This is a genomic window from Mycobacterium simiae (assembly GCF_010727605.1).
In the GTDB taxonomy this organism is placed as follows: Bacteria; Actinomycetota; Actinomycetes; order Mycobacteriales; family Mycobacteriaceae; genus Mycobacterium; species Mycobacterium simiae.
Genome location: NZ_AP022568.1, coordinates 2,356,971 through 2,373,521 on the forward strand (window position 1 = coordinate 2,356,971; position 16,551 = coordinate 2,373,521).

At 66.5% G+C, this 16,551-nt stretch carries 11 protein-coding genes; 6 read left to right on the forward strand and 5 right to left on the reverse strand.

What is annotated here, in order from left to right:
- Positions 1-28: 28 nt before the first annotated feature.
- Positions 29-1,111, reverse strand: coding sequence for a S1C family serine protease (locus G6N33_RS10990; protein ID WP_044509308.1), 1,083 nt, complete (start codon positions 1,109-1,111; stop codon positions 29-31).
- Positions 1,112-1,259: 148 nt separating this feature from the next.
- Between G6N33_RS10990 and G6N33_RS10995 the strand changes: the two genes are divergently transcribed.
- The 3 genes from G6N33_RS10995 to G6N33_RS11005 all read left to right on the forward strand — a co-directional run bounded on the left by G6N33_RS10995 (position 1,260) and on the right by G6N33_RS11005 (position 4,500).
- Positions 1,260-1,685, forward strand: coding sequence for a TIGR03668 family PPOX class F420-dependent oxidoreductase (locus tag G6N33_RS10995; protein WP_044509307.1), 426 nt, complete (start codon positions 1,260-1,262; stop codon positions 1,683-1,685).
- 119 nt (positions 1,686-1,804) lie between these two features.
- Positions 1,805-3,976 (forward strand): elongation factor G-like protein EF-G2, encoded by a 2,172-nt coding sequence (locus tag G6N33_RS11000; RefSeq protein WP_044509306.1) that lies wholly within the window; start codon positions 1,805-1,807, stop codon positions 3,974-3,976.
- Between the two features lie 53 nt (positions 3,977-4,029).
- A complete protein-coding gene (locus tag G6N33_RS11005) occupies positions 4,030-4,500 on the forward strand; it encodes a DUF2231 domain-containing protein (RefSeq protein WP_044509305.1) in 471 nt (156 codons plus the stop codon).
- Between the two features lie 33 nt (positions 4,501-4,533).
- Here the strand turns inward: G6N33_RS11005 and G6N33_RS11010 are convergent, their stop codons facing one another.
- A complete protein-coding gene (locus G6N33_RS11010) occupies positions 4,534-6,114 on the reverse strand; it encodes a FadD7 family fatty acid--CoA ligase (protein WP_044509304.1) in 1,581 nt (526 codons plus the stop codon).
- Positions 6,115-6,317: 203 nt separating this feature from the next.
- Between G6N33_RS11010 and oxc the strand changes: the two genes are divergently transcribed.
- The gene (gene oxc / locus G6N33_RS11015) at positions 6,318-8,024 is read left to right on the forward strand and encodes an oxalyl-CoA decarboxylase (protein ID WP_044509303.1); all 1,707 of its coding nucleotides are present in this window, start codon (positions 6,318-6,320) and stop codon (positions 8,022-8,024) included.
- On the opposite strand, the gene G6N33_RS11020 is transcribed toward oxc, so the two are convergent.
- Positions 8,008-8,940, reverse strand: a complete 933-nt coding sequence (locus tag G6N33_RS11020; protein ID WP_044512673.1) for a LysR family transcriptional regulator — start codon at positions 8,938-8,940, stop codon at positions 8,008-8,010. The genes oxc and G6N33_RS11020 overlap by 17 nt on opposite strands.
- Positions 8,941-9,445: 505 nt before the next feature.
- On the opposite strand from G6N33_RS11020, the gene G6N33_RS11025 reads away from it, so the two are divergent.
- Together G6N33_RS11025 and car are read left to right on the forward strand one after the other, a co-directional pair.
- A complete protein-coding gene (locus tag G6N33_RS11025; RefSeq protein WP_044512671.1) occupies positions 9,446-10,201 on the forward strand; it encodes a L,D-transpeptidase in 756 nt (251 codons plus the stop codon).
- 238 nt (positions 10,202-10,439) lie between these two features.
- Positions 10,440-13,934 carry a carboxylic acid reductase gene (gene car / locus G6N33_RS11030; RefSeq protein WP_044512670.1) on the forward strand — a complete coding sequence of 1,165 codons (3,495 nt, stop codon included), beginning with the start codon at positions 10,440-10,442 and terminating at the stop codon, positions 13,932-13,934.
- Between the two features lie 9 nt (positions 13,935-13,943).
- Here the strand turns inward: car and G6N33_RS11035 are convergent, their stop codons facing one another.
- Positions 13,944-14,543: a hypothetical protein gene (locus tag G6N33_RS11035; RefSeq protein WP_044509302.1), complete on the reverse strand. Its 600-nt coding sequence runs from the start codon at positions 14,541-14,543 to the stop codon at positions 13,944-13,946.
- Positions 14,544-14,637: 94 nt separating this feature from the next.
- Entirely contained in the window at positions 14,638-16,287 is a 1,650-nt protein-coding gene (locus G6N33_RS11040; protein WP_044509301.1) for an NRAMP family divalent metal transporter, read from the reverse strand.
- Between the last annotated feature and the right edge of the window lie 264 nt (positions 16,288-16,551).

The following is a 16,551-nucleotide window of genomic DNA, read 5'->3' on the forward strand; positions in this document are numbered from 1 at the left end:
CCGGCCAGGCAGACCGCGTCGGCGCCGATCAGGCCGGCGGCCCGTCGCCCAGTGTCACGGGGGCACTGCGCTCGCCGCCTTGCGCCGATTGCCAGCGCAGCGTGATGACGTCACCGGGGTGATGCGGGACCATCACGTCGGTCATTGCGGTGGGGCCATTGATCGCTACATTGTCGACCCCGGTGACGACGTCCCCCGGCCCGATTCCGCTGCCCGCGGCGGGACCACCGTCGACCACGCGCTGCACCCGCGCCCCGTTGCCGCCGTTCTCGGCCACGCCGAGGCCGAGGAACGCGGTGGGGCCGATGTGCACGGTGTTGGAGGCGGCGCCGGAGCGGATCTGGTTGGCGACGCCCATCGCGCGGCCGATGGGAATGGCGAAGCCCTGACCACCGGACATCTTGTAGCTGTCGGTCGCGGCCGTGTCCACCCCGACCACCTGTCCGGCCATGTTGACCAGTGGCCCTCCGGAGTCGCCGGGCTTGATCGCGGTGTCGGCTTGAATCAATCCGCCCAGCGTCTCGTCGGCGCCGGTGAGGGTGTCGTTGGCCGATACGGTCTGGTTGAGGGCGACGACGCGGCCGGGTATGACGCTGGGCGCGCCGCCCTGGCCGTGTGTGTTGCCGAGGGCGACGACCGGCTCGCCGATGGCCACCCCGCCCCCGATCGTGGCGGCGGGCAGACCACCGGCCCCGCGTAGCTGCAGCACCGCTATGTCGGCGCTGCGTGAGTAGCCGATCACGTCAACGGCGTAGGTCTGGCCGTTGCCGACGTCGAACGCGCTGATGTCGGTGGCGGCCGAGATCACGTGATTGTTGGTCAACACGACACCGCCCGGATCGATGACGATGCCGGTTCCGGCCCCGACCGCACTGTTGTAGCCGAATCTGGTGTTGATGTTGACGAGCTGCGGTCCTACCTGGGCGGCGATCGCGGCGGGGTCGAGCGGGAACATCGGCCTGTCCGCGTAGCGGTCCAGTGCCAGGTGCGGCGGCGCGGCGGCGGCCGGAACCCCGGTCAGGCTCAGGGACAGGCCCAGGCCCAGTCCGAGCACAGCCAGCAAACCGGCCAACCGTGACCACCAGACCGAGCGGTGGTGCCATTTGCCCATCCCGTACCTCCCTGAATCGGGGTCCGAATCATAAGCGGCCCAGCCTTGATATCTGGGCCGCACAGCGTTGTGTACCTCACCGTAATGCAGCTAGCCGGTTCCGGCCCTACAAAATGGCGGCCCACTATTGCGCCCCTAAGCTGGCACGGTGGGCGAATTCCACCCCAAAGCCAGCTTCACCCGGGCCCCGGTGGCCCGGCTGGCCAGCAGCACGCCGGACGGCAGACCGCACCTGGTGCCGATCGTGTTCGCGCTGGCCGACGACGCCGGCGCGGGGCGCGAGGTGGTGTACACCGCCATCGACGCAAAGCCGAAAAGCACGCTGCAGCTACGTCGACTGGCGAACATCGCGAGCAACGCTCGGGTCAGCCTGCTGGTCGACCACTACGCCGACGACTGGACACAGCTGTGGTGGGTGCGGGTCGACGGTGTGGCGGCCATTCATCACTCGGGCGACCCGATGCAGACCGGGTATCGACTGCTTCGCGCGAAATACCCTCAGTACCAAGAGGTTTCGCTGAACGGGCCGGTCGTCGCGATCACCGTGCACCGTTGGTCCAGCTGGCACGCCTGACCGGCAACCACCGGCGCCGCGGTTGCGGCCTTGTGTTGGGCGGCCGGTGGGAGAAAGGTTGCCTGTACATGCTGTGAGCCAAGACACATCGGTCGGCCAAATGAACGTGGAGGAAGGTCATGGCGGACAAGGCAAACACTTCCCAGGGCGTCGGAGTCGCCCCCACCGCGAACCGCCCCGGCGATGTCCGCAACATCGTCCTGGTGGGCCCCTCCGGCGGCGGCAAGACAACGCTGGTGGAAACCCTGCTGGTGGCCGCCGGGGTGCTGACCAGACCGGGCTCGGTCACCGACGGCAGCACCATCTGCGACTACGACGACGCCGAAATCCGCCAGCAGCGGTCGGTGGGTGTCGCAATCGCCTCGCTGGCGCACGGTGGCATCAAGGTCAATCTGATCGACACGCCCGGGTATGCCGACTTCGTCGGCGAGCTGCGGGCCGGTCTGCGCGCGGCGGACTGCGCGCTATTCGTGATCGCGGCCAACGAGGGCTGCGACGGTATTGACGAACCGACCAAGTCGCTGTGGCAGGAATGCAGCCAGGTCGGGATGCCCCGCGCTGTGGTGATCACCAAGCTCGACCACGCCCGGGCGGACTATCTGCAAGCTCTGGAAGCCGCGCAGGACGCGTTCGGCGACAAGGTTTTACCGCTCTACCTGCCGAGCTCTGAAAACAACTGCACCGGGCTGATCGGCCTGCTATCGCAGCAGCGCTACCGGTATTCCGACGGCCAGCGCACCGTCGAGCCGCCCGATGCCGCCGATGCCGACCGGATCGCGCAGGCCCGCGGCGCGCTGATCGAGGGGATCATCGAAGAATCCGAGGACGAATCGCTGATGGAGCGGTATCTCGGCGGCGAGTCGATCGACGAATCGGTGCTGATCGAAGATCTGGAGCGGGCCGTGGCCCGCGGATCGTTCTTCCCGGTGATCCCGGTGTGCAGTGGCACCGGTGTCGGCACCCTGGAATTGCTCGAGGTCGCCACCCGCGGTTTCCCGTCGCCGATGGAACACCCACTCCCGGAGGTGTTCACCCCGCACGGCGCCCCGCACGCGGAGCTGGCCTGCGATGCCGAAGCACCCCTGCTGGCGGAGGTGGTGAAGACGACGTCGGACCCCTACGTCGGCAGGGTGAGCCTGGTCCGGGTGTTCTCCGGGACCATCAGGCCCGACACGACGGTGCATGTGTCGGGCCATTTTTCGTCCTTCTTCGGCGACCGGACCCCGGGGAGCGCCAACACTCATCCCGATCACGACGAGGACGAGCGGATCGGGGTGTTGTCGTTCCCGCTGGGCAAACAGCAACGGCCCGCACCGGAAGTCGTCGCCGGCGACATCTGCGCCATCGGCAAGCTGAGCCGCGCCGAGACCGGCGACACACTCTCGGACAAGGCCGAACCGCTGGTGCTCAAGCCGTGGGCCATGCCGGAGCCGTTGTTGCCGATTGCCATTGCGGCGCATGCCAAGACCGATGAAGACAAGCTCTCGGTCGGGTTGGCCCGGCTGGCCGCCGAGGACCCGACGCTGCGAATCGAGCAGAATCAGGAAACACACCAGATCGTGCTGTGGTGCATGGGTGAGGCCCACGCCGGCGTGGTCCTGGATGCACTGGCCAACCGGTACGGCGTGACCGTGGACACCGTCGAATTACGCGTCCCGCTGCGGGAGACGTTCGGCGGCAAGGCCAAAGGCCACGGCCGCCACGTCAAGCAGTCGGGCGGGCACGGCCAGTACGCGGTGTGTGACATCGAGGTCGAGCCGCTACCCGAGGGCACCGGGTTCGAGTTCGTCGACAAGGTGGTCGGCGGCGCGGTACCGCGTCAATTCATTCCGAGCGTGGAGAAGGGCGTCCGAGCGCAGATGGAGAAGGGCGTGCACGCCGGCTATCCCGTGGTCGATATCCGGGTCACCCTGCTGGACGGCAAGGCTCACAGTGTGGACTCGTCGGACTTCGCGTTTCAGATGGCCGGTGCCCTGGCGTTGCGTGAGGCCGCGGCCGCAACCAAGGTCACCCTGCTCGAGCCGATCGACGAGATTTCGGTGCTGGTGCCCGACGATTTCGTGGGCGCGGTGATGGGTGATCTGTCCGGCCGTCGCGGCCGCGTGCTGGGCACCGACACGGCGGGCCAGGACCGCACGGTGGTGCGGGCGGAGGTGCCTCAGGTCGAGCTGACGCGGTACGCGGTCGATCTGCGCTCACTCGCGCATGGGGCCGCATCGTTTACCCGATCGTTCGTCCGTTACGAGCCGATGCCCGAGTCCGCGGCGGCCAAGATGAAGGCTAGTGTTTGAGGTTGTTTGAAAGCACCTGCGAACCAGCTAGATTGGGATCGGCGAATTCGATCATGTCGACGTTCAACGGACTGCCTGCACATATCCTGCTGAATCATTTCGTCGTAGTGTTGGGTCCGCTGACAGCGGTCCTGGCGATCCTGTGCGCGTTGTGGCCGACGGTACGCCGCCGGCTGATCTGGGTGGTGGTGGCGCTGGCAATCGGCACCCTGGTCCTGACCCCGCTGACCGAGAACTCAGGCGCTTGGTTGGCCGCGCGGGTGGGCACCGCCCCGATCCTGACCCGGCATGAGCAGCTTGGCGAAACGCTGGTCTACATCGTCGCCGCGTTGGCCGCCACCGTGGCGGTATTGGCGGTGATCCATGTTCGCCAGGAGCGCGGCGACACCGTGAAAGTGCCGCTGCACATCCTGGTCGGCGTGCTGGTGGTGGCGGCGGCGGTGGCTACCCTGGTGCAGACCTACCGCATCGGCGATTCCGGCGCCCGGGCCGCGTGGGGCAATGTGACCTCGTCGGCGCCGTAATCGCTTGCCGTGCAGCATGTCTCGCGAGCGGTATTAGCGGGCGAACTGCTCGCTCACCGCGCGCCGGTCCAGCGATCCCTTCGCGGTGTGGGGCAGCGCGCTGGTCTGCACGAACGTTGCGGGCACCTCGTAGGGCGCTAGTCGTTCGCGGCAGAACTCGGTCAGTTGCTCGGGGTCCAGCGACGTCGAATCCCGAGCGACGATCGCCGCGGCCACCGCTTCGCCGTACATCTTGTCCGGCCGCCCGAACACGGCGACTTCCAGCACATCGGGATGGCTCGCCAACACGCCCTCCACGCGCTCCGGTGAAATCTTCTCCCCGCCGCGGTTGATGAGTTCCTTGATGCGCCCGCGGATCCGCAGGTCTCCCGCGGCCGACAGGGAGCCGAGATCGCCGGTGCGCAGCCAGCCGTCGGTGAAGTTGGCGGCGGTGATCGCCGGGTCACCCAGGTAGCCGCGCACCACGGTCGGGCCGCGCAGCCACACTTCACCGGTGGTTTCGGCAGCCAGTGGCTGCCCGTCCGGATTGACAATGCGAATCTCAGGGCTGGTCGACTTTCCGACGAGACCTGTTGTCTCGGCAGGGTTTTCGATTTGATCGAGTCCGGTGGTGGTAACCTGGTGGGTGCCCTCGGTCATTCCGAACGCGCACACCACCGTCGCGCCGAACGTGTCCTGCAACGCGCGGGCCGTTTCCGGGGTCAGCGGCGCGCTGCAGCTGCGGATGAAGCGCAACGACGCGTGTTCGGGGCCGCTGTGTTCGCTCTTGGCCCGCTCCAACAGGATCTGGTGAATGGTGGGGACGGCGGTGTACCAGGTGGCCTTGACGGCGTCGATGTCGTCCCAGAAGGTGTGCGCCGAGAACTTTCCGCGCGCGGGCAACGCCAGCCTGCCGCCGGATGCCAGCGTCGACAGCAGCGCGGCCACCAGGCCGTGGCCGTGGTAAAGGGGCATCACCGCAACCGTCGCGTCCTGCGGGCCCAGCTGATAGGCGGCGACGATGGCCCGGACCGAGCTGGCGATGTTCGTGTGCGTCCAGGGCACCATTTTCGGGGTGCCGGTGGTGCCCCCGGTGAACATGATCATCGCGTCGTCGTGGCGGAGCCCCTCGGGCCTGGACACCGCGCGGCTCGGCGGCGTTGCGGCGTCCAGCTGCACCGACGCGGCGCCGTCGCGGTCCACCGTCACGGTGCAGGGCCACCAAACCACCCCGGCCTCTTCGTCCTCGCTCGGGCGCCCGCCGTCAACGAGCACCACGCTCGCCCCCGCAACCTCGGTCCGGGCCCGTTGATCAGCGACCGGCAAGGCCGGGTCCAACGGAACCGCGATCAGTTCCGCGCGCGAGGCGGCCAGCAGGCCGACGACGAATTCGGCGTTGCTTGCGCACCGCAGCGCCACCCGGTCCCCGGGCTGCAGACCGGCGGCTGTCAGCTGTTTCGCCAGGTCGTCGACCAGCCTGGTCAGCGCGCCGTAGCTCACCGAGATGCGCTCGGAAGTGACAACGAGTGCGGTCAGTTCTGTGGAGCGACCGGCCACGGCGGCGACCAAGTCGGCCACGCTTGGCGCCTCGCCGGCCAATTCCGCTGCTGAGAGCTGGGTCATCGAGTCAAACATCGCCGTGATCCTTCCGCCTCCTCATCCCGGTGACAACACCCGATTGCAACCTGACTGCAACGATGCCGGCAAACCATCCGCTGCGTCCAATACTGTTCATCTGACGATTGATAATCGGCAGCTATTGAACCAGCTATCGAACCTACGCCATGCCACCGAGCGGCGCGTGGTGACCAGCGGGCATCGCCGAGGAGGAGCGGGACATGACCACCAGCGCCGGCCTGACCGACGGCTTTCACATCGTCGTCGACGCCCTACAAACCAACGACATTCACACCATCTACGGCATCGTCGGCATCCCGATCACCGACCTCGCGCGCGTCGCGCAGGCGGCCGGGATGCGCTATATCGGCTTCCGGCAGGAGACGTCCGCCGGTAATGCCGCCGCCGCGGCCGGATTTCTCACCGGCCGGCCCGGAGTCTGCTTGACGACCTCCGGCCCCGGCTTCCTCAACGGTCTGCCCGCGCTGGCGAACGCGACCACGAACTGCTTCCCGATGATCCAGATCTCGGGTTCGAGCAATCGAGCGTTGGTCGATTTGCAGCGCGGCGATTACCAAGAACTCGACCAGCTCAATGCCGCCCGGCCGTTCGCGAAGGCGGCCTTGCGGGTCGACCGGGTCGAGGACATTGGGCGCGCCGTGGCCCGCGCGATCCGCACCGCGGTCTCCGGCCGACCGGGCGGGGTGTATCTCGACATTCCGGGCGCGGTACTGGGCCAGGCGATGGATGTGGCGGCAGCGGCCCACAGCGTATGGCGGGTCGTCGACCCCGCGCCCCGGCAGCTGCCGGCGCCCGAGGCGATCGATCGTGCGCTCCAGATGCTTGGACAGGCGCGCCGGCCGCTTATCGTGCTCGGTAAGGGTGCCGCATACGCCCGCGCCGACCACGACATTCGGGAGTTCGTGCAGGCCAGTGGAATTCCGTTTCTGCCGATGTCGATGGCCAAGGGGCTGCTGCCGGATTCGCACCCGCAGTCCGTCGCGGCCGCCCGCTCGCTGGCCATCGCCCGCGCGGACGCGGTGCTGCTGGTCGGTGCGCGACTGAATTGGCTCCTCGGGCACGGGGAATCGCCGCAGTGGTCTGCCGATGCCAAGTTCCTGCAGGTCGACATCGCCGCATCGGAGTTCGACAGCAACCAACCCATCGCGGCACCATTGGCCGGTGATATCGCGTCGGTGGTTTCGGCGCTGCGCGACGGCTTGGCCGCCCGTCCCGTCGACGTGCCGCGGGAATGGATCGACGAGCTGGCCAGCCGCCGAGCGTCCAACGACGCCAAGATGCGGGACCGCCTTGCCGAAAACCCTTATCCGATGCGCTTTTACAACGCCTTGGGTGCGATCCGTTCGGTGTTGCAAGCGAATCCGAACGTCTACCTGGTCAACGAGGGGGCCAACGCACTTGACTTGGCGCGCAACGTGATAGACATGGAGTTGCCCCGACACCGCCTCGACACGGGGACGTGGGGCGTGATGGGCATCGGCATGGGGTATGCGATTGCCGCGGCGGTCGAAACGGGCCAGCCGGTCGTCGCGATCGAGGGCGACAGCGCCTTCGGCTTCAGCGGCATGGAAGTCGAGACAATCTGCCGCTATCGGCTGCCGGTAACCGTGGTGATCCTCAACAACGGCGGCGTCTACCGCGGCGACGAGAAGCCCACCGGGGATCGTCCAGCGCCGACCGTGCTCAACGCCGCTGCACGTCACGAGCTGATCGCAGAAGCGTTCGGAGGCAAGGGATATCACGTCACCACGCCGGAGGAGTTGCGGGCCGCGCTGACGGAGTCGCTGGCCTCGAACGGACCGTCGGTCATCGACTGTGCACTCGACCCGGCCGCGGGGGTGGAGAGCGGCCACCTGGGCAGCCTCAATCCGACCAGCGCCGCCAGCCGGGTCAGCGCCGCCGGGTGACGCCCAGCAGCTGGGTGTCGAAGAACTCGTTCAGCGAAAGCTGATGTGCCGCGGCGATGAGTGCCCGCGCGACCGGTGATCCCGGACCGCTGGCATTGGTGGCCAGCGCAATCTCGGCGGTCACCACCGGGTCGATCATTTCGACAGCGCGTATCTCACCGCCCAGCGGTGACGTCCACAGCCAGGTGTGCGGCACGATGCACGCCCAGTTACCGCTGGCCACCTGAGCCAGCAACGAAGCCACGGAGTCGGTCTCGACTTGCGGTGCGACGGTGATGCCGTGGCCGGCGAACGTCTCGTCGATGATCTGGCGGTCGTGCATATCGGCGGTGAGCAATGCCAACGGTAACTGTGCGGCATCCCGCCACGACAGGGCCGACACCCCGGAGGGAACCATGTCCGCCGACGACAGCAGCACGTAATGTTCGGCATACAGCGGGACCAGGTCCACGTCGTTGGCGTCGTCGTGTGCGGCGTGCACGATCGCGGCGTCGAGTTCGAATTCACGCAAACGCCGGTACAGTTCGGTGGCGGCCAGTCGTGAATGGATCTGCACCTTCGCTAACGGATGTGCCGAACAGAAGGCGGAAAGCACCAGCGACGCGGTCGTAGAGGCGGTGGGCACGGTCCCGAGCCGAAGCGTTCCGGTGATCCCGGACCGCACCGCATCCACCTCGGCCTTGAACGCGTCATGCTCGGCCAGAATCCGCTTGGCCCACACGACCAGTCGTTCGCCCTCGGGCGTCAGGCCTTCGAAGCTATGTCCCCGGTTGATCAACGTGACGTTCAGCTCGCGCTCCAGTTTGGCGATCGACGCGGACAGCGCCGGCTGGGACACGTAGCACTTCTCGGCGGCCCGGGCGAAGTGGCGTTCCTGAGCGACCGCGACGAAATACTCCAGCTGACGAAAAAGCAACCGGACCTCCTCGGCCGCCGGGCACTGATTTTTGCTGAGGTTAACCCGTGCCTGGCCCACCAGCCAGTCCTGCGCGTGCGCCCCAGCGGCAGCCCGCCGGCCGGCGGCGAAGACCGCACTCCCGCTGCCGCTTTCACGGAACCGTTCACACCACCATTGACGCAACCCTTGACACAACTACCTACCCGCTCCAGGGTCGTTGGGGGCCATAACTCGTTCGTCCCCGGTTCTTCCCGGCTCTTCCGGTCACCGCCGCCGATATCAACTCCTGGCCCGGCCCAACGACTTTGGCTGCCGACTCGGCCAGGCGCGCCCGGAAGCCGCGCCCGACCCCACGATCGGCACGGGCGCGGTACCACCGCACGGAATTGAACCCAGACCGGCTCATCACCGTGTCACACCACGAAGCGTCGGGGATCGATCGAGAGTTTGCTAAAAGCGGCACCAGCCAAACAACCAGTAGAATATGGTCGTGTTGATCGCACCGTCTCGGAGGGTGGACGCCATGGGCCGTGGGGTTCGTTATCTATTTGTTATGGTCGCGATCACGGCACTAGGCACCGTGGCATCGGGGGCACGCGCAGCCGCCGCGGTCCCGGTCCCCCAGCCGGCGCCCGCGATTGCGTCGATTTTGCCAGCCGACGGTGCGACGGTGGGAATTGCGCACCCGGTAGTCGTGAAATTCACCGCTCCGGTGTTCGATCGCACCGCCGTCGAGCGGTCCATCCACGTGAGTTCTCCCGGCAACATCTCCGGGCACTTCGAGTGGCCCGAGAACAATGTGGTGCAATGGGTTCCGGACCAGTACTGGCCTTCACACAGCCATGTCTCGGTGGGTGTGCAGGAGCTGACGACCGGTTTCGACACCGGTGACGCATTCCTCGGTGTCGCCAGCATCTCCGGGCACACCTTCACGGTCAGCCGCAACGGGGAGATCCTGCGCACCATGCCGGCCTCGATGGGCAAGCCCAGCCGTCCGACGCCGGTGGGAAACTTCACCGCACTGGAGAAGCAGCGCAGCGTGGTGATGGATTCGCGGACGATCGGAATCCCGTTGAGTTCGCCCGAGGGGTACAAAATCACCGCTCAGTATGCGGTCCGGGTGACCTGGAGCGGTGTTTACGTCCACTCCGCCCCCTGGTCGGTCGATTCGCAGGGACATTCCAACGTCAGTCACGGTTGCATCAACCTGAGCCCGGATAACGCCGCGTGGTACTTCAACAACGTCAATGTGGGCGACCCCATCCAGGTCGTCGCCTAGCGCTTCCGGTCGCGCCGCTACTCCGCAGAACTGAGCGGCCGCACAGCTTGGTCCAGTGGCAAGCCAGTGGCCATGGTCACACCGATCGGTGGAAGACTCGCAACCGGCGGAGAGTTTGCGCTTAAGAGTCATCCGAACGAGAGGTGTGGGCGTGACTGCAGCAGCGAAATCCGCGAACGACACTTTTGCTGCGGCCGCGGTCGGCCCACGAACGCGAGTCGCCGATCGAATCCATCGCCTGGAAGCCACCGACGACCAATACCGCGACGCCAAGCCCGACTCCGCGCTGCAGGCCGCGGCGCGCGAACCCGGCCTTCGCCTCCCACAGATCCTGCAGATGTTCGCCGATGGCTACGCGGACCGGCCGGCGCTGGGCTGGCGGGCGCGCGAGCTGGTCACCGACGCCGCGACGGGCCGCACGAGTTCCCGTCTGCTGTACCGCTTCGACACTCTCAGCTATCGGCAGCTGTGGGACAACGTCCGTGCCGTCGCCGCGGCCTGGCGACGCGACGAGAGCATTCCGGTGGCCCCCGGTGACGTTGTCGCCACGCTGGGTTTCGCGAGCCCGGAGTATCTGACGTTGGACCTGGTCACCGGGTACCTGGGCCTGGTCGCCGTCCCGCTCCAACACAACGCGACGGCCTCGCGACTGCAGCCGATCATCGCCGAGGTCGAGCCGCAGGTACTGGCCACCGGGGCCGGATTTCTCGACCTCGCCGTCGACGCGGTGCTGGGGGCCACCTCGGCCACCTCCCTGCGCCGGCTTGTGGTCTTCGATTACCAGCCGGAGATCGACGATCAGCGGGAGAACCTGGAGCGCGCACGGACGAAGTTGACCGAGGCCGGCATGACGGTGCGCATCGAGACGTTCGACGGCTTGGTTGAGCGTGGTCGTGCGTTGCCGCCGGAGCCCATCTACACCGGCGAGACCGACGAACGACTGGCAATGATCATGTACACCTCGGGCAGCACCGGATTACCCAAGGGCGCCATGTACACCGAGCGTATGGTCGCCAAACTGTGGACGAACGAGCTTTACCCCGAATTCGCGGACGTACCGATTTTCAACGTCAACTTCATGCCGCTCAATCACGTCGGTGGCCGGATACCGTTGTCCTCCTCCTTCCAGGCAGGCGGCACCAGTTACTTCGTCCCGGAAAGCGATCTGTCGACGCTGTTCGACGACTGGAACCTGGTGCGGCCCACCGAGATGGGCATGGTGCCCCGGGTGGTCGAGATGCTCTACCAGCGCTATCAGAGCGCGGTGGAGCGTCTCGTCGGCGCGGGCGCCGAACTCGAGGCCGCCGACATCCAAGCGAAAGCCGAATTGCGCGAAGAGCTTTTGGGCGGACGTGTGATCACGAGCTTCTCCACCACGGCGCCCTTGGCGGCCGAGATGAAGAGCTTCATCGAGTCGTGCCTGGACGTACATGTGCTCGACGGATACGGACTCACCGAAGTCGGCATGGTGTTCAAGGACGGTGTGGTGACCCGGCCGCCGGTGCTGGATTACAAACTCATCGACGTCCCCGAGCTGGGGTACTTCCACACCGACAAGCCCTATCCGCGCGGCGAGCTGCTCGTCAAATCCCTCACCGCATTTCGCGGATACTTCAAGCGGCCCGACGTCACCGCGAACGCGTTCGACCAGGACGGCTACTACCGCACCGGCGACGTGATGGCCGAGATCGCCCCCGATCGTCTTGTCTACGTCGACCGGCGCAACAACGTGTTGAAGCTGGCGCAGGGCGAATTCGTCGCGGTCGCCCGTTTGGAAGCGGTCTTCAGCAGCGCCGCGCTGGTCCGGCAGATCTTCGTTTACGGCAACAGTGAACGGCCTTACCTATTGGCCGTCGTGGTCCCGACGGTCGACGCGCAGCAACGGTTCGCCGGCGATCCCGACGGGCTCAAGACCGCGTTGGCTGAATCCCTGCGCCGCACCGCGAAACTCGCCGAGCTGCAATCCTACGAAGTACCCGCCGACTTCGTGGTCGAATCCGAGCCGTTCAGCGAAGACAACGGCCTGCTCTCGGGTGTCGGCAAGTTGTTGCGGCCCAAGCTGAAGGAGCGCTACGGAGAGCAGCTCGAGGGGCTCTACGCCGAGCTGGCCGCCACTCGTACCGCCGAGCTGCGCGCACTGCGCGAGGGGGCCGCGGAACGCGCGGTGATCGATACGGTGGTGGGCGCGGCCGAGGCGTTGCTCGGCTTGCCCGACGGGCCACCGGCGCCGGACAACCGCTTCCTGGACCTCGGCGGCGACTCGCTGTCCGCCTTGTCCTTTTCCAACCTGCTACAAGACATTTTCGGTGTCGAGGTTCCGGTGGGACAGATCATCAACCCGGCGTTGGATCTCGGTCAGCTCGCGGAATATGTTGAGTCGGAACGTGAATCGGGGTCCACCCGGCCGACATTCTCGACCGTGCACGGTCGTGGCGCCACAGTGGTCCGCGCGGCCGATCTCACCCTGGACAAGTTCATCGACACTGCGACGCTGGCCCAAGCCCCGTCGCTGCCCCGCGCCACCGGCACGCCGCACACGGTGCTCCTCACCGGCGCCAACGGCTACCTCGGCCGGTTTTTGACGTTGGAGTGGCTCGAACGGCTGGCCGTAACCGGTGGAAAACTCATCGCGATCATCCGCGGTACCGATGCCGAAGCCGCCGCGCAGCGGCTTGAGGAGGCCTTCGACAGCGGCGATGCGCAGTTGTCGGAGCGCTTCCGCGCCTTGGCCGCGCAACACCTGGAGGTCGTCGTCGGAGATATCGGTGAGCCGAATCTTGGCCTGGATCAGCAGACTTGGGGTGACCTCGCGCAACGGGTGGATCTGATCGTCCACCCGGCAGCGCTGGTCAACCACCTGTTGCCCTACGATCAGTTGTTCGGCCCCAACGTGGTGGGCACGGCCGAGCTCATCCGTCTGGCGATCACGACTCGGATCAAACCGGTGACCTATCTGTCGACTGTCGCGGTGGCCATGCAGGTCAATCCGGCCGAATTCGCCGAGGACGGCGACATCCGCACCATCAGCCCGGTACGCCCGGTCGACGACAGCTACGCCAACGGTTACGCGAACAGCAAGTGGGGTGGCGAGGTGTTGCTGCGCGAAGCGCACGACCTGTGCGAATTGCCGGTCGCGGTGTTCCGGTCCGACATGATCCTCGCCCACAGCCGGTACGCCGGACAGCTGAACGTGCCGGATGCGTTCACCCGCTTGATTTTCAGCCTGTTGGTGACCGGCATTGCGCCGGGCTCCTTCTATCAGACCGACGCGCACGGCCACCGAGCCGTCGCGCACTACGACGGTCTGCCCGCGGATTTCGTAGCTGAGGCGGTCACCACCCTGGGCACCCAGATCGCCGCGACGGGTGGCGAGTACCAATCCTTCGACGTCATGAATCCGCACGACGACGGCATCTCGTTGGACGTGTTCGTCGACTGGTTGATCGCGGCCGGCCACGATATCCGGCGCATCGACGACCACGACGAGTGGTTCGGACGCTTCGAGACGGCACTACGGGCCCTGCCCGACAAGCAGCGTGCGCATTCGGTGCTCCCGTTGCTCGACGCCTACCGCAAACCCGAGATGCCGCTGCGGGGTGCGCCCGCCCCGACCGATGTGTTCCGTGGTGCGGTGCGGGCCGCCGAACTAGGCGCCGGCAAAGACATTCCGCACCTATCGGCAGCCCTGATCGCAAAGTACGTCTCGGACCTGCGGCTGCTCGGGCTGCTCTGACCTGGCCCGCTAGTCGGGCAGACCATTCTTGACCGCGGTGGCTTGCTTACGGCCGACCTCGGTGGCGAACCCCGGGTCGGTGGGGTCGCCGGGCGCACTGTCGAATTCTAGGTTGACCAGCGCCCTGCCCTCGGTGAACAGCAGCACGGTGATGGCCTGCGAATTGTCCTGTGACACACCAGAGATCATCGCACCGTTGGTACCGACGTCGACCGGCTGCCAGGTTCCGCCGGTCACCTTTTGCACATAGTTCGTCTTGGTGTTGTCCAGACTGGTCGCCGCGACGGCGGGATTGTCGACCACCAGGACGGTATCGCCGATCCGGCGGCCGTTGTCCGAGTTGACGAACAGTTGTGCGGCGCCGGAGGTGTTGTTGAAGTTCAGCACCGGCGGTTGCGGTGCGGTGAAGCCCCCGCCGATGTCGGCGGGGGCGATCAGCAAGGCGCTGTAATCCTGGGGCGGTGCCGGCGACGGCGTCGAGGCCGAACTCGCGGCGCCCGAGGGGTGCGACGACGCGGTCTTGTGCTCGTCGCCGCAGCCGGTGAGCACGACACCGACGACGGCAGTGGCCACCGCGCAACCGGTGACCGTCCTTCGGGCACGTCCCATCGGCACGTCCTTCCAGCGGGAACAAGGCCAGCGCATATGAACATACGCGCCCGCCCCACGACGGCGGGTGTTGCCGAACGGTTCGCCGCAGCGGTCAGCCTATTCCGGCCTGAACGACCTTGATGACCACGAAGACGACGGCCAGGACAAGGTAGCCGCGCAGGATCAGCAGACCGGCCCGCCGAGCCGGCGACATGCACGGCCGGCGCAGCGAGCTCAAATCCTGGGTTTGCCAGTCCAGGCGGTCCTGGTGCCGGAAAGCTCGGCGCTGCGCGCGGGTGAGCGGTGCGACCAGTTCCGGCTCGAGGCGGCCACGAGCGCGAGCGCCACCGACCGCCGCGACGATGCCGCCGATCACTCCGATCGCGACGCCGGCCAGCAGCCCGTCCTCGAGCGTGGCGGTCGACAGGCTCGGAAAGAAGGTTGCAGCCGTCAACGCCAGCGACAGCAACACCAGCGCCCACACGATGGACCAGGCAACGATGTTCTGCCGCAACGTGTTCACCCACGGTCCCAGCAGGTCCCGGTCATTGCACAACAAGACCAGGAACACAGTGGCGGAGGGCAACAGAATGCCGGCCAGCGCCTGCACACCCTGGGTGACCAGGCCGAGGATGTGGTCAGGGCTGAATGCGACCGCGGCCGACACGGCGAGCAGCACCGCGTAACCGCCGTAAAACCATGGCGCCTCAGTGATTTTCCAGTGCAACGAGTGCCGCTTGCCCATCGAATCGCCGATCGCGTAGGTGGTGGCCAGCCCTATCGCGTTGGCCCCGATCAGGGAGCCGTCCAGCAACACGATGGCGAACAAGGTCCCCACCGTCTTACCCAGGTGCTCCCCTAGCCCGGTGGCGACCGCGCCCGCATCGGTAAACGCACCGGCACGGGAGCCGGCCAACCCAAACGCCGTCACCGCCATCAGCGCCGTGGCGCCGACGATGACCACGACGATTCCGATGACCAAATCGGCTCGCGCGTAAGGTATCCAACGCGAAGTGATGCGCTTGTCCACCACATTGGACTGCTGGAAAAACAGCTGCCAGGGCGCTACCGTGGTGCCCACGATCGCGATGATCAATAACAGAACGGTGGCGTCCAGGCCCCCCGGGAAGCGCGGTATCAGCCCCGCGGCGGCAACTTTGACGTCCGGATGTACCAGCCAGACCAGCGGGACGATCACCACGTTCACCGCGATCAGCAGGAACATCAGCGCTTCCCAGCGCCGAAACGAACCTCCCGCGACCACGACGAACAACAGCACCGCGGCGGCTGGGATCGCGACAACCTTCGGGCAGCCAAGGAAACCCAGTGCCAACGCCACGCCGATGAATTCGGTGACAATGGTCAACGCATTCAGGACGAGCAGATCACCGACACTGAAAGCGCCCCAGAACTTTCCGAAACGCTCGAAGATCAACCGAGCATGCCCCACCCGGGTGACCGCGCCCAACCGCAACACCATCTCCTGGTTGACGTAGAGCACCGGGATCAGCAGGGCCAGCGTCCACAACAGGCCCATGCCGTAGTTCTGGCCCGCCTGGGCATAAGTCGCCACCCCGCCGGCGTCGTTGTCACCGACCATCACGATCAAGCCGGGTCCGGTGATGACCATCAAGGTCCGCAGGCGGCGCCACCAGCCGGTGAAGGCGCCCGAATCATCGTGGCCAATGCGGCCGAACGCTCCGACAATGTCGCCCAGGTGTGCGGAATCCAGCGTGGTCTGCCGATCGGTCACCGAAGTCATCGGGTCCTCGCTGTCTGAACTCGAGTGGACGAGGCGGAACGGGTCACCGGTGGCCGTCCGGGGTCGGGCGGTGTCAGTCCAACCGGGCTGCACGAAATCACGGCGACCGGCGTCCGCGATGCATACAGGTACGGCCGCTCGTCGTGGCTCGGGATGCGCAAGGCACGCCACTTGTTGGCCAGCAGTCGGCCGGCACGCAGCATGGAGCGGCCACTTCGGCCCCCGACGCCGGGAACCCGTTGTGCAACAACAAAAGTCATGATC

Coding starts and splice junctions, on each gene's coding strand:
- G6N33_RS10990 (WP_044509308.1), bottom strand. CDS start 1,111: ATGGGCAAATGGCACCACCGCTCGGTCTGGTGGTCACGGTTGGCCGGT.
- G6N33_RS11005 (WP_044509305.1), top strand. CDS start 4,030: ATGTCGACGTTCAACGGACTGCCTGCACATATCCTGCTGAATCATTTC.
- G6N33_RS11040 (WP_044509301.1), bottom strand. CDS start 16,287: ATGACTTCGGTGACCGATCGGCAGACCACGCTGGATTCCGCACACCTG.
- G6N33_RS11010 (WP_044509304.1), bottom strand. CDS start 6,114: ATGTTTGACTCGATGACCCAGCTCTCAGCAGCGGAATTGGCCGGCGAG.
- oxc (WP_044509303.1), top strand. CDS start 6,318: ATGACCACCAGCGCCGGCCTGACCGACGGCTTTCACATCGTCGTCGAC.
- G6N33_RS11025 (WP_044512671.1), top strand. CDS start 9,446: ATGGGCCGTGGGGTTCGTTATCTATTTGTTATGGTCGCGATCACGGCA.
- G6N33_RS11000 (WP_044509306.1), top strand. CDS start 1,805: ATGGCGGACAAGGCAAACACTTCCCAGGGCGTCGGAGTCGCCCCCACC.
- G6N33_RS11035 (WP_044509302.1), bottom strand. CDS start 14,543: ATGGGACGTGCCCGAAGGACGGTCACCGGTTGCGCGGTGGCCACTGCC.